Origin of the sequence: Paramylibacter kogurei (assembly GCF_002742285.1) — a bacterium.
GTDB classification, from domain to species: Bacteria; Pseudomonadota; Alphaproteobacteria; order Rhodobacterales; family Rhodobacteraceae; genus Amylibacter; species Amylibacter kogurei.
In genome coordinates this window covers 1-13,130 of the sequence record NZ_MDGM01000009.1, presented here as the reverse complement: position 1 = coordinate 13,130, position 13,130 = coordinate 1, and the positions used below count along the sequence as shown (strand labels likewise).

11 protein-coding genes are annotated in these 13,130 nt (G+C 46.7%); 8 read left to right on the top strand and 3 right to left on the bottom strand.

Annotated features, from left to right (window positions below; translation table 11 throughout):
• Positions 1-110: 110 nt before the first annotated feature.
• Together BFP76_RS04305 and BFP76_RS04300 are read left to right on the top strand one after the other, a co-directional pair.
• On the top strand, positions 111-827 hold the full coding sequence (locus BFP76_RS04305) for a ribonuclease activity regulator RraA (protein ID WP_099591956.1): 717 nt from the start codon (positions 111-113) through the stop codon (positions 825-827).
• On the top strand, positions 824-1,546 hold the full coding sequence (locus BFP76_RS04300; protein ID WP_099591955.1) for a FadR/GntR family transcriptional regulator: 723 nt from the start codon (positions 824-826) through the stop codon (positions 1,544-1,546). Before BFP76_RS04305 ends, BFP76_RS04300 begins: the two co-directional genes overlap by 4 nt.
• Before the next feature lie 4 nt (positions 1,547-1,550).
• Here the strand turns inward: BFP76_RS04300 and BFP76_RS04295 are convergent, their stop codons facing one another.
• The gene (locus BFP76_RS04295) at positions 1,551-1,898 is read right to left on the bottom strand and encodes a cupin domain-containing protein (RefSeq protein ID WP_099591954.1); all 348 of its coding nucleotides are present in this window, start codon (positions 1,896-1,898) and stop codon (positions 1,551-1,553) included.
• 138 nt (positions 1,899-2,036) lie between these two features.
• Between BFP76_RS04295 and BFP76_RS04290 the strand changes: the two genes are divergently transcribed.
• The 4 genes from BFP76_RS04290 (at position 2,037) to BFP76_RS04275 (ending at position 7,616) form a co-directional block, all read left to right on the top strand.
• On the top strand, positions 2,037-2,963 hold the full coding sequence (locus BFP76_RS04290) for a sugar kinase (protein WP_099591953.1): 927 nt from the start codon (positions 2,037-2,039) through the stop codon (positions 2,961-2,963).
• Between the two features lie 441 nt (positions 2,964-3,404).
• Complete coding sequence (locus BFP76_RS04285; RefSeq protein ID WP_240513978.1) at positions 3,405-4,154, top strand: SDR family NAD(P)-dependent oxidoreductase; 750 nt, start codon at positions 3,405-3,407, stop codon at positions 4,152-4,154.
• Between the two features lie 105 nt (positions 4,155-4,259).
• Positions 4,260-5,768 (top strand): aldehyde dehydrogenase (NADP(+)), encoded by a 1,509-nt coding sequence (locus BFP76_RS04280; RefSeq protein WP_099591951.1) that lies wholly within the window; start codon positions 4,260-4,262, stop codon positions 5,766-5,768.
• A gap of 219 nt (positions 5,769-5,987) precedes the next feature.
• Positions 5,988-7,616: a thiamine pyrophosphate-binding protein gene (locus BFP76_RS04275; protein WP_099591950.1), complete on the top strand. Its 1,629-nt coding sequence runs from the start codon at positions 5,988-5,990 to the stop codon at positions 7,614-7,616.
• A gap of 55 nt (positions 7,617-7,671) precedes the next feature.
• Here the strand turns inward: BFP76_RS04275 and BFP76_RS04270 are convergent, their stop codons facing one another.
• Both BFP76_RS04270 and BFP76_RS04265 read right to left on the bottom strand, forming a co-directional pair.
• Positions 7,672-9,312, bottom strand: coding sequence for a pilus assembly protein TadG-related protein (locus BFP76_RS04270; RefSeq protein WP_099591949.1), 1,641 nt, complete (start codon positions 9,310-9,312; stop codon positions 7,672-7,674).
• Positions 9,309-9,770, bottom strand: coding sequence for a TadE/TadG family type IV pilus assembly protein (locus BFP76_RS04265; protein ID WP_099591948.1), 462 nt, complete (start codon positions 9,768-9,770; stop codon positions 9,309-9,311). Before BFP76_RS04265 ends, BFP76_RS04270 begins: the two co-directional genes overlap by 4 nt.
• A gap of 739 nt (positions 9,771-10,509) precedes the next feature.
• Here BFP76_RS04265 and BFP76_RS04260 point away from each other — a divergent pair.
• Positions 10,510-11,721, top strand: a complete 1,212-nt coding sequence (locus BFP76_RS04260; protein WP_099591947.1) for a DUF7507 domain-containing protein — start codon at positions 10,510-10,512, stop codon at positions 11,719-11,721.
• Between the two features lie 62 nt (positions 11,722-11,783).
• A partial coding sequence (locus BFP76_RS04255) for a DUF7507 domain-containing protein (RefSeq protein ID WP_420818651.1) occupies positions 11,784-13,130 on the top strand: 1,347 nt, incomplete at its 3' end.

The following is a 13,130-nucleotide window of genomic DNA, read 5'->3' as shown; positions in this document are numbered from 1 at the left end:
ACAAATATTGCCAAATTAGATTACAAATTATTGACAAATTTGGCACAACAGAATATCGATGAATAAAGCCAATCTTGGCAATCTGAAATCCGACGTGGGAGGCATATCAAATGACCAAACTAAAACAAGAAACATACGAAAAGCTGATGAATGTGAGCACAGCGACATTAACCACAGCTTTGTTTAAACACGGCTTCCACAATATTTTTATCCAAGGTCCACAACGTTTGCGCCCGGGTAAAAACATGGTCGGTTTTGCATATACTTTGCGCTATATCCCATCACGCGAAGATTTGGATGGTTTGGAATCATTCGCAGATCGTGAAAACCCGCAACGCAAAGGTGTTGAAGAATGCCCAGCAGGCGCGGTATTTGTGATTGATTCACGCGAAGACGCCACCGCTGCATCTGCGGGCTGTATCCTTGCGACGCGTTTGATGACACTTGGCTGTGCGGGAATTGTCACCGATGGCGGGTTCCGCGATACGCCAGAAATCACAGAATTGGATATGCCCGCGTATCACACACGCCCCAGCGCCCCAACTAATTTGACAAAACACCATGCGGTTGCGGTGAATGATCCGATCGCCTGTGGTGGTGTGTCAGTTTTCCCAGGTGACATTATGGTTGGGGACAATGAAGGTGTTGTCTGTATTCCCGCGCATATGGTAGACAATGTTGCGGACGAAGCCGTAGAGATGACGGTATTTGAAGATTTTGTCATGGAAATGGTGCAAAACGGCGCGTCGACGTTTGGTTTGTATCCACCAACTGACCCAGCTACGAAGGACAAGTTTAGCACGTGGAGAAATCAACAGGGACGATGAAGTCGCAATTATCAGCAAGCGTGGCAACGGAAAAACCAGTTCGTGATCGCACGCTATCAGATAGTGTGTATGAACGTATTTTGGCGATGATCGTCAGCGGGGAATTCCCCGTGGGTTCCAAGCTCCCAACTGAACATGTACTTAGCGGCCAATTAGAGGTATCGCGCCCTGTGTTGCGTCAAGCATTGACGCAACTTCGCGAAGATGGGGTGATTGTATCACGCCAAGGATCGGGTTCATTTGTGCAACAACGACCAGAGGTTGCCGTGTTGGATTTCGCACCGATTGGTTCAATTGCCGATATCCAACGCACCTTTGAATTTCGCGCAGGGATAGAGGGTGAAGCGGCGTATTTGGCCGCACAGCGGCGCACCGAAAACGATGTGAAACGTCTGTATAATGCGTTGGTTGAATTGGATCGCTGTGTCAAAGAGGGCGAACTTGGCGTAAACGCAGACGAAGCGTTTCATTCCGCCGTATGTGCCGCATCGGACAACCAGTATTTTCTGGCCGCACGAAATTCCATCAAAACCAATATTTTAACGGGTATGAATTTGACGCGTAATCTTTCGCTGACCAAACCCCAAGAGCGTTTGGAATTGGTGCAAAAAGAGCATTACGAAATTTATTATGCGATTGAAAAACGCGACCAAGACGGTGCGCGCGATGCGATGCGGGCACATGTTGAAAATGCCCGCAAACGCGTTTTTGAAGGATAACGTTTCAATCCAGCGGAATGTTATGTGCCTGCATGAAATCATCACGACGCGGTGTGAATGAATCCAGCAATACACCTGCCTCGAGGCAGACACATGAATGCACAGCATTTGATGGGATCAACATACCATCACCTGGGCCCAAAATCTTGGTCACGCCCGCCACAGTGAATTCAAACTTTCCCGAAGACACATAAGTGGTTTGTGTATGTGGGTGATTATGAGGCAACCCTTCGCCGTCTTTTTCAAAGCGGAATTCAACCATCATCAAATCTTTGTCTTGGCACAAAATGCGGCGCTGCGCACCTGGTCCTGATGTCATCCATGCATCGGGTGTATCTGAATTTACAATCATTTGACTTTCCTCCAATTTACAAATTTTAATATTTGTAATAATTTGTAATTACTAGTAAAGGTGGAATTGCTGTACGTCAATCCTTGAATCGTGCAACATAACTGTAAATCGCCATCTGGCATTAAAATTGGAATGAGCATGACGTCAATTTTGGGTATCGGCGAAGCAATGGTTGAATTGTCTCCTGCGGGGCAGGGCACGTTTTCAAACGGCTTTGCTGGCGATGTGTTTAACACGCTTTGGTATGCACGCGCATTAACGCCAAGCGATTGGGATGTGTCATTCTACACCGGTTTTGGCGGCGATGTGATGGGCGCAAAAATGCGTCAATTCATCAGCGATGCCGGAATTGATTGTCAAAATGCCCCAACAATCGATGAATGCCCAACGGGATTATATATGATCCATCTTGATGGGGCAGAGCGTAGCTTTAGCTATTGGCGTGACACATCGGGTGCACGCCAGATGATGCGCAATCCAGAAAAACTTTGGCAACAAGTGAAACAAGCCGATCTTGTCTATCTTTCTGGTATTACGCTCGCTGTTTTGCAGGGGAATGATGCGGAATTATTGATTGAAAACCTACGCAGCCATATGAAACCCAGCGCTCAAATTGCCTTTGATCCAAATATCAGACCCCGCCTGTGGAAAGATCACGATCGCATGAAACGCGTCATTTCCAATGCAGGGAGCATTGCCGATATCGTATTGCCCAGCTTTGATGATGAAACCGCTTGTTTTGGTGACAAAACACCAAATGATTGTGCGGATCGATATCTGAAAGCCGGCGCAAAGCTCGTGATTGTCAAAAACGGAGAGTCACCAACCTTGATCGCAACAGGACAAGATCGCGAAACACGCAGCGTGCCCAGATACACTGGTGTTGTTGATACAACTGCAGCAGGGGATTCATTTAACGGTGCATTTTTGGCGAAACTTATGGCGGGTGCTGACCCGATAGATGCCGTTGGCGCAGGGCAAATCTGTGCTGGTCGTGTGGTTTGCACCAAAGGAGCGCTTGCGCCGTTTGCCAGCATCCAGCAGGAATTTGCCACAGCGCCATAATTAGACCGCTGGCAATTAGGGCGACATCCGATGTTAAGACGATTAGTTTATCTAATTGATGATTTTTAAGTATTTGATTTAAATGCATTTATTTCTAACTTTACGGCTGGTAAAATTTGTAAATATTTGTATTGCGATGTTGTAAAATTTGCTATAAATTTCACCCCATACAACCCGTATGGAGGATGCAATGTTTGGTTTGGAGCAACGGTTAAATTTGCAATGGGTCTCAACGATCGGTCGTGATGTAACAATGCTCAATCAATCGCCAATTCAAAAAAGTGATGCATGTATTTGGCAAATGTAACGGGTTCTTTGCATTGCGTAACAACACGGCTTTCAATGATCAAAATGATGTTGGCCAATCACGCAGAGGGTGCCCATTAAGACATCCGATTATTATTCATGGCAGTAATAGAATTGCCAATATCAAAGGAAAAGATGATGAATTTCAAAGGTAAAACAGCAATTGTTACTGGTGGTGGTCGCGATATTGGGCGCGCTGCGGTTATGGAACTTGCGGCACAAGGTGCGAATGTCGCAATCAACTATTTTGCCAGTGCAGATGGTGCTGAATCCGCCGTTGCCGAAATCAAGGCGGCGGGTGGCAATGCATTCGCAATGCAAGGTGACATGACCAAAGAGGCCGATGTAAAAGCATTGGTTGCCAAAACAATCAGCGAATTTGGTCAAATCGATACGCTTATTCACGTCAGTGGCGGTTTGTTAAAACGCGTAACGATGGATGAAATGACCGTTGATCATTGGAATGCGGTGATGGATGTAAACTTGACGTCTTTTGTTTTGGCTGTGCGCGAGTCTTTGCCGCATATGACCGAAAACTCATCAATTGTTTCGATGGCGTCACAGGCGGGGCGTGATGGCGGTGGGCCGGGTGCCTTGGCTTATGGTGCGGCAAAGGGTGCGATGATGACTCTAACACGCGGATTGGCCAAAGAGTTGGGGCCAAAAATACGTGTGAACGCGTTGTGTGCAGGTATGATAGATACCGATTTCCACAATATTTTCACCAAACCAGAAGTGCGCACCCACGTTGCAAATATCACGCCGTTAAAACGAGAAGGCACATCCGAAGAGGTTGCCAAAGCATTGGTTTACCTTGCCTCTGAAGATGCATCATTCATCACAGGTGCAAATATCGATATCAACGGTGGCATGCTGTTTTCCTAAGCAGCATCGCTTGAAATCTAAAACGAACTCACTTCTGTGCAGGCAATCAGTTGGTCTGCGCAGAGGATTCAAAAAATCACAGCATTCAACACAGGAAAATTCACCATGAGCATAACTGGCAAACATTTGGTTGCGGGAAAATGGATCGCAACAGACAATAAATTCAAGTCGGAACCTGCACTTGGCGATGTTCATGAATTTAGTGTGGGAACGCCGGAATTGATTGATCAAGCTGCACAAGGCGGCGAAGATGCGTTTTGGTCCTATGGCTATTCAACACGTCAAACGCGTGCTGATTTTTTGAATACGATTGCCGATGAAATAGAGGCACGCGGCGACGAGCTCACCAAAATCGGAAGCCAAGAAACCGGCCTGCCAGAGGCACGATTGCAAGGCGAGCGTGGGCGCACCACTGGACAGCTACGTTTGTTTGCGACACATATTCTTTCAGGTGACTATCTTGATCGTCGCTTTGATGGTGCATTACCAGATCGTGAACCGCTCCCGCGCCCAGATATTCGTTTGATGCAACGCCCAGTTGGGCCCGTTGCAGTATTTGGTGCATCCAATTTCCCATTGGCATTTTCAACGGCTGGCGGTGACACTGCTGCGGCATTGGCTGCGGGTTGTCCTGTTGTGGTGAAAGGTCATTCGGCACATCCAGGCACGGGTGAAATCGTTGCACAGGCCATTGATGCCGCAATCAAAAAAACAGGCGTTCATCCGGGCGTGTTTAGTTTAATCCAAGGGGGCACACGCGAAGTTGGATCATCACTGGTTCAACATCCGTTGATCAAAGCGGTTGGTTTCACGGGATCATTGGCCGGTGGCCGCGCCCTGTTTGATTTATGTGCACAACGCGCCGAACCAATTCCGTTTTTCGGTGAACTTGGATCGGTCAATCCGATGTTCATGTTGCCAGAGAAAATGAAAACAAACGCAGCGGAACTAGGTAATGGTTGGGCAGCGTCGCTTACAATGGGGGCAGGGCAATTTTGCACCAACCCAGGGATCGCTGTGGTTATCGCAGGATCTGATGGTGAAGAATTCGCAAAATCGGCAATCAGTGCCCTAGATGCAACCGCCACTCAGGTGATGTTAACGGATGGTATCGCCAAAGCATATCGCGACGGAAGCGAACGCATCGCGGCAACCACAGGCGTACAATCCTTGTTGACATCCACATGTGATCAACGCAACGCAAGCCCGTATTTGTTCCAAGTTACAGGGGCAGATTGGCTCGCCGATCATAATTTAAGCGAAGAGGTTTTTGGGCCACTTGGATTGATTGTAACTGTCAAAGATTTTGCAGAAATGTCGGAGATTGCAAAATCATTACAAGGGCAATTAACCTGTACCATTCAAATGAATGATGCCGATGCAGATCAGGCGCGCACGCTGTTGCCGGTTTTGGAGCGTAAAGCGGGGCGTATCCTGGTCAATGGCTTCCCAACAGGGGTAGAGGTGTGTGATGCAATGGTTCATGGTGGGCCGTATCCCGCATCCACCAACTTTGGGGCGACATCGGTTGGCACAATGTCAATTCGCCGCTTTTTGCGCCCAGTAAGCTATCAAAACATACCAGCGAATGTATTGCCCGACGATTTGGTGTAAGTGGTTCACTTTAAATTGTAATTGCGTTGTGCAGGATTGGAATGTGATGTTCCCACCTGCACAATTGCATTGCAAAATTCGGGTTTAACCACACCTGAAATTCCAAAAAAATCATGAATATTGTTTGTTGTTTCAGCCTGCATTGTTATTGATGACGCCATTGTTGTCTCGATTCAGCGGATCGAGCTGGATTTATCACAGCCAAAAAGCAGATTGAAAATGAACGCCAATAAAAATTACACCTATCAATCAATTGCTCAAGCAATCACCGATCACGGTGCGGATACGATGTTTGGATTGATGGGTGATGCCAATCTGTTCGTCGTGGATCACTATGTTCGTGCGTGCAACGGAACGTTTGTACCCGTTGCCTATGAAGGTAGTGCGGTATTAATGGCGCTTGCATATGCACATGTATCGGGCAAGGTTGGCGTTGCCACAGTCACGCATGGGCCAGCGTTAACAAATTGCGTCACCGCATTAACCGAGGCGGCGCGTGGGCATATTCCAATGGTGCTTTTGGCAGGTGATACGCCTACGATTGCACCACAGAACCTTCAAAATATTGATCAGCGCGAAGTGGTAAAAGTTACGGGCGCGGGATTCGAACAAATGCGTACGCCACAGACCGCCACCCAAGACATCGCACATGCATTTTATCGCGCAGCTGTGGAACAGCGACCAATTGTTTTAAATATGCCTGCCGATTTTATGTGGCAGGAAACCGATCATGAAAAGGTCATTTTTCCCGTTTTCAGATCACCATCATACGTGCCCGAAGGCGATGATTTGGATCAGGCGATTGGGATGATCGCATCGGCCAAACGCCCCATCATTTTGGCGGGAGGCGGCGCAGTCAATGCGCGCGAAAATATCGTTAAACTTGCCGATCGATTAGAGGCGCCATTGGCAACAACGCTAAAGGCAAAAGGGTTGTTCAACAATCATCCCTTTGACATGGGAATATTTGGCACATTAAGCGCCCCGACGGTGTATGACATTATCGACAAAAGTGACTGTATTGTTTGTTTTGGAACGAGCCTTCATCATTTCACGACCGACAAGGGAGCATTGATGCGTGGCAAGCGTATCGTGCAAATCAACAATACCGCCGCAGAAATTGGTAAAAATTACCATCCAGATGCGGGGCTATTGGCCGATGCGGGATTGACCGCGGATAATATCATTTGGTGGCTGGATGAGGCAGAGATCGCACCAAGTGGTTTTACGACAGAACTTGGCGAACGAAAACTTATTGATCATGCACCGGGCGTTTCGCAAAAATCCAAAACGGGGTTTGTCAATTTTGAATATGCGCTGGATGCTTTGGATCGGGTATTGCCAAAAAACCGCATTTTAACAACGGACGGTGGGCGTTTCATGACAGAGGTTTGGTGCCGCATTGCCGCCACTGACCCGCAAAGCTTTATCGTCAGCGCCAATTTCGGATCGATTGGTTTGGGTCTACAAGAAGCCATCGGTGCCAATTTGGCGGCACCAGAACGCCCCGTTGTTCTGTTCACGGGCGATGGTGGTTTCATGATGGGGGGCGTGAACGAGTTTAATACCGCTGTTCGCATGAACCTTGATCTAATTGTTATTGTTGCAAATGATTCCGCATATGGGGCCGAGCATATTCAGTTTCTGGATCGAAAAATGGACCCAAGCCTTGCTGCATTTGAATGGCCCAGCTTTGCCCAAGTTGCAACGGCACTTGGCGGTCAGGGTATCTGTGTTGATTCAAACGAAAGATTAGATATCGCGCTTCAAGCTATCGAAAACAGGGACAGACCCCTGTTAATCGAATTAAAACTTGATCCAGAGAATGTTCCACGGATGCGGATTTAATGCCTTGGTGGGTAAATTGAAATTTCGCCTCTTTTTGATTGGGGCTGAACTATGCTTATCCAGCCAATCGTACGGAACAACTTACGTCCAAAACCTCTAGGTCTGCTTTTGCGATCCCCAAGCCCAAGAAATCTTCTAACACTGCGTTTAACAATTCACCTTCTGCGGAAATCGCATTGGTTACATGCCCAATTGAAAGCGAAAGCGTGGTTGAAAGCCCGTCGAGAACCGGGTGAATAAGACAGCCTAGCAAACCCGCGCAGCCAGCCGAATCCACATCGACCGCATCGCGAACACTGGTCAACATGACACTGGTCAGGTCGCGAATATCTTGGTTTAAATCGATCAATTCAACGTTGCTCTGGGGGCCAAAGGTTTTCACAGTTCCTGCCGCAACTTCGTTATGGGTGAATTCAACGGTTTGCGTCGTTGTTTCAACCAATGATGATGTGCGAAATGGATCGACCAATGATAATATTGGCAGGTTCAAAACCTCTAATTCCAGCTCAAGATCCAACAGCGTTGCCTCTACTGGGTCGAACACTGCTGCGCGTAGCAGGGGGGCCTCGCTACAGTGTTCGCCATCTTTGGACAGACGCGCCGTGGCATTTGCCAGATTTGCCGCAAGAGAAAGTTTAAAAATCCCAGCAATATTCAAATCATCCACTTCTAATTTAATCTGCGCAGTACTCGCCACCGCATCAGGATCACCAGGGCGCGCGCCGACGATCACCTTGCGTGGTTCTGTGATCGTCAGCTTCGCACCTACTCCGGTAAATGATCCAAGATTGATTTGGGTCTCCAAATTTACCATGTTTTCGCCCAATATTTCCAACCCGCCAAAGACAAGGTCGGCTGCGTTTATTTCAACAGGTGGAATAGGGGAGCCAACGCGCGCATTGCGCATTTTATCATTCACCTGCAAAATTTCGCCCAGTTGAACCGTGCCACCCATATCAGGGATCGCCGTATCAAAAATCATTTCCAGCAAATCGGAATAGTTCATATCTGCGTCAAGGATATCAGAATAACTTGGGTTATCTGGCGTCAGCACATCACCGCTGAGCGCAATTTCATCCAATAATTGAATCATATCAATGCGCAGGCCCGAACCTGAACACAGGACATCCGCATCAACACCCAAGATCGGATCAAGGATGCCCGCAAATAGGTTCATTGATAACAGACAATTCGATAGGGCAAAGCTAACCTCTGGCATTGCTTCGGCCACTGCGCGGCGTGAAACAACCGCGGAATTCATGCCCAATAGCTGGCTTAATATGTGAAAATCAGCAACGGATTCTACATTCACTGCAACGGCCGACACGTTTTCAATTGTGTCCTGGTCTTCGTTTGGCGTGAATAGATGTGTAATGTGATCGACATTGCCAAGGATAATTTGATCATCGCGCAATGTCTGCGCAACGTAATAGTCATTTACATTTGCCGCTTCTCTGGCGGATTCACGAACACTGGCAACGCCGTTCAGGTTCAACACACCCGACAGCGCGGAAAGGTCTGCTTGTGATTGAACATGTTTGCGTTGTGCATTGAGGTTGGAAAAATCAAAACCGATACCGGCAAGAACAAAGAACAAAGGGATCATTAAAACGGTCAGTACCGAAATTGCCCCGCTTTCATCCACAGCCCTTGGGGGGGTGCTGCGGATGAAAGTTTTAAGCCCCCAGCGGTTCATAACATCAGCACCGCTTGACGTGTTACCGTTGTTTTGGGCCAGCCCATGTCACTTAGGAAATTCATGAAGACCATGTTTTTCAGATCATAAGTAACGGAAACCGTGCTTGAGCGCCCATCAGAGGCTAACTCGCAATTAATCGCGCTGATGTTTTCTCCGCTCAAGAAAACAAGCTGATTGGCAAGCATCGGTTGGACATTCTGTTGTAGCTTTGCACAAAGCTGTTCTTCGGTTGGTGCATCATAAACATAGTTCAATGATTGGCGCGTCATGTCCGACGCAAGTTGTTGAACGTCGCTGATCGTTGCGATCAGCATGCTTGTGACAATCATCCCTAGAATGAAGAGTAGAAATGATGGAAGAACGACGACAAATTCGACCGTAACACCACCATGTTCACATTTGTTGAATTTGCGAAACGCCTGTTTGACGTTAAATTTTTTGTTTTGCCTCGACATGCTTAGTACCCCCTAAGTTGTGTTGATACTACAATCTATGAGTGTGTAATTTGTCAGAACTAAGGAAAATACGGATAAGACCTTGGTCGTAGTTAAGTCTGATGTTTTTACAAAGGTTAATAAAATCACCCACTGTTTTCCAATTTAACGGACGACAGTTTTGGATATAGTACTACTTTTCTGCAAATTGAAATTACTTTGTTAACGATGCGTTAACCAAGATGGCAAGAATGTGGCGGGGGTTGGGTGATATAAGTAAAAAAGGGGATTCGTTAAAGAATCAACAGTAACTTGCGACATAGCCATGTTCGATCTGACATGGCTGGCATTCGCCAAATGGCCAAATGCATCTTCAAATTGGGATTCACAAAGAGGGTAAAGTGAATCAGGGCAAGCATGTGGCGAGGTGTATAATATGTGATTCTTAATTAGTCAACTTAAATGAGAATTAATAATTGCATCACTCTGTTTGTTCCAACCGCATTCGTTAATAATTACCACTGTTAACTAACCTTAAGCGTGTGTTGCATTGATCGGGTACGTCAAAAAAAAATTTTTCCACAAATTTGAAAAAACTTCGTTTCGATTAACACCTTAGTAAAACACTTCGAGTTATTCCCCAATCCTGTGAATTCCTTTGGCGGTCGCGTCACTGGGTTCACGTGGTTGGCGCATTTTCATCTGTGGATGATTTTGTTTCGACCCAAATCGATAGCTAGTGACGTCTAAGGGGCTCCTCATGATTAATGTTTTCACACTTTTAGGTTTGTGTATTTTTGCGGGTGTGACTTTGCTCAAAGACAAAATCTTAATTTCCCTGAAAAATTTAATTGGCTTCCAACGTTCTACCGATCAAAATGCACTTGTTGGGTGCTTTTTACCTTTAGTACTTTTGACATACTTGGCTGGCGCATCATCGCTTCATGCCCAAGAGCAAAGTGGCAATTGGAACGCGTTTGGTGACTACACTTTTTCCAATGGAACAACAGCGGATGTGTCTGGAATTGGATTTACAGATGGAAATTTTGAAAACCTGACAGTTTGGTCTGAAAGCCTTGCGAACGACATTTCGTTGGAAAATGTATACACACCTGATGAATGTCGAACATTTAGCTTTACAAGCGGTGGTGTGCCTAAGGCGCAGACAAACCCCGTCATTCATATTGATCGAATTGGTGGCTTGATCGACGGTGTTGCAAACGCTGCAAACATTACGCTGTCTGGTACAGATGTAGTCACGGGTAATGCTCTCACCTGGACACGTCTAAGCGGGACTGTGGATTTTGCGGTTACACCCACGACAGCGACAGATCAATCTGCAATCGATGGAACCGCAAATACGACTGGTACGTCTGGGGACGATATGGAAACAACGGCCTCTGGTTCTGTGCGCATTGATGGTACCACGGCGACTTTTCAACTTTGTTTTCCAATCATTGGGCCATCTGGAAATGATGGAATTGAGTTCATTTTATTTGCGGATCCATCTGATCCTGAACTCAGCGTGGTCAAGGAAACAACAACGATTCCAAGTTTTGCAGGGCAGACACTGGACTATACTTTCACTGTTACCAACTCAGGAAATGCAGCTGCGTCCGGTCTCAACATAACTGATTCAAAATGTGCCACAGTTATCAATTTGGACAGTGGTGATTTAAATGGAAATGCATTTCTCGAACCCACTGAAACGTGGATTTATTCGTGTACCTCCATTCCTGTGACGCCACTAGAAGTGCTCGCGGGTGAGGTCGTCAATACTGTTACTGTTCAATATGACGATCCGACAGGCAATGCAGAGCCAGATGCGCAAACCACATTAACTACACCGATCGTTCCGGTTGTTCTTGTTGCGCAGGATGACACCATCCCAAGCATCGCAGGGCTTGTTGGCGGTTCATCGACGGTGAGTGTCCTTGATAATGACTCTGTAAATGGTGCGAGTGTTCATTGAATTCAATCTCAACACCATTGTTTGGCTCAATCGTAGTAGATGAGCAAAATGGTGAAATTAGTGTGGCACCAAATACCGCTCCAGGTGATTATGAAATTGAATATACAATATGTGAGGTATTGAACCCTACGAATTGTGATACGCAAACTGAAACAGTCGTGGTTCATGCATCGCCAGAAATATCACTCATAAAAAATGTTGGAATGGTTGAAGATACTAATTCGAATGGTATTCAAGGCGATTCCGGCGATCGCATTTATTACGAATTTCAAATTGTTAACGTCGGTGATACATCAGTGGCGAATGTAACAGTGAATGATCGCAAACTTGGAGTATTTAACGCGCCTGTAATTCCATCTGCGTTGCGTCCAGGTGAAAGCGCCACTTTAACAGGTTTGTATTATACGATTACAGATACGGACACATTAGCAGGCCAAATTAGCAATGTTGCTGAGGCGGATGGTTTGCCGGTCGCATCTGATGCGCAAGGAAATCCAATAGTTTCTGATGTGTTGATCGATGCAAATACCGGCCAACTCTATGCGCTTGGAGATATTTTGGATCAATCTGATTCTGGAACCAGACCAGATTTAGATAGCAGTGGTAATCCTATACCGATTGCAAACCCTTCTGCCGAAGGAGGTGAAAGCGATGCGACGATATTAAATATCCACATTCCAGAACCAGACCTTTCAATTACTAAGGTCGTTACCGCTGGGCCAACTCAAGTGCAATTGGGGGATGTGGTGCCATATACGATCACCTTGTCTAATGCAGAGTTGGTTGTTGCGTCTGGCATTGATGTGGTGGATGTACTTCCCATTGGAATGATCTACGTGCCAGGCACAGCGCAGGTTGACGATGTTGACGTTGACCCAATTGTAACAGGCCGAACTTTAACATTTTCTGGCCTAAGCGTACCGCCTGTTGGTGATGTAGTGATTACTCTCACAGCGCGAGTTGGTCCAAATTCGGCAATTGGCAAATTGGTGAACCAAGCCACTGCCATTGATCCCGCAACGGGCGCTGCGATGACCAATACGGCATCGGCAATAGTAGAACGCACACCAGAGCATGTGTTTGATTGTTCGGATGTGATCGGCAAAGTGTTCGATGATTACAACCACGACGGTTCGCAAAACCAAGGCGAGCCAGGCTTGGCTGGCGTGCGGATTGTTACGGTTGGTGGTGTATTGATTACGACGGATGAGTTTGGTCGTTATCATGTTCCTTGCGCTGCTTTGCCTGACAAGCATGGTTCGAACTTTATATTGAAACTTGACGAGCGTAGTTTGCCAAGCGGGTATCGTATGACCACGGAAAATCCGCGTGTGATGCGTCTGACGCCTGGTAAATTTGCCAAGATGAATTTTGGCGCTGCAATTTCCAATGTTATTCGGATTGATCTG

Excerpts from the sequence above, each read along its gene's own strand:
- BFP76_RS04300 (WP_099591955.1), top strand. The coding sequence starts at position 824 with ATGAAGTCGCAATTATCAGCAAGCGTGGCAACGGAAAAACCAGTTCGT.
- BFP76_RS04275 (WP_099591950.1), top strand. The coding sequence starts at position 5,988 with ATGAACGCCAATAAAAATTACACCTATCAATCAATTGCTCAAGCAATC.
- BFP76_RS04270 (WP_099591949.1), bottom strand. The coding sequence starts at position 9,312 with ATGAACCGCTGGGGGCTTAAAACTTTCATCCGCAGCACCCCCCCAAGG.
- BFP76_RS04260 (WP_099591947.1), top strand. The coding sequence starts at position 10,510 with ATGATTAATGTTTTCACACTTTTAGGTTTGTGTATTTTTGCGGGTGTG.
- BFP76_RS04295 (WP_099591954.1), bottom strand. The coding sequence starts at position 1,898 with ATGATTGTAAATTCAGATACACCCGATGCATGGATGACATCAGGACCA.
- BFP76_RS04305 (WP_099591956.1), top strand. The coding sequence starts at position 111 with ATGACCAAACTAAAACAAGAAACATACGAAAAGCTGATGAATGTGAGC.
- BFP76_RS04290 (WP_099591953.1), top strand. The coding sequence starts at position 2,037 with ATGACGTCAATTTTGGGTATCGGCGAAGCAATGGTTGAATTGTCTCCT.
- BFP76_RS04265 (WP_099591948.1), bottom strand. The coding sequence starts at position 9,770 with ATGTCGAGGCAAAACAAAAAATTTAACGTCAAACAGGCGTTTCGCAAA.
- BFP76_RS04280 (WP_099591951.1), top strand. The coding sequence starts at position 4,260 with ATGAGCATAACTGGCAAACATTTGGTTGCGGGAAAATGGATCGCAACA.
- BFP76_RS04285 (WP_240513978.1), top strand. The coding sequence starts at position 3,405 with ATGATGAATTTCAAAGGTAAAACAGCAATTGTTACTGGTGGTGGTCGC.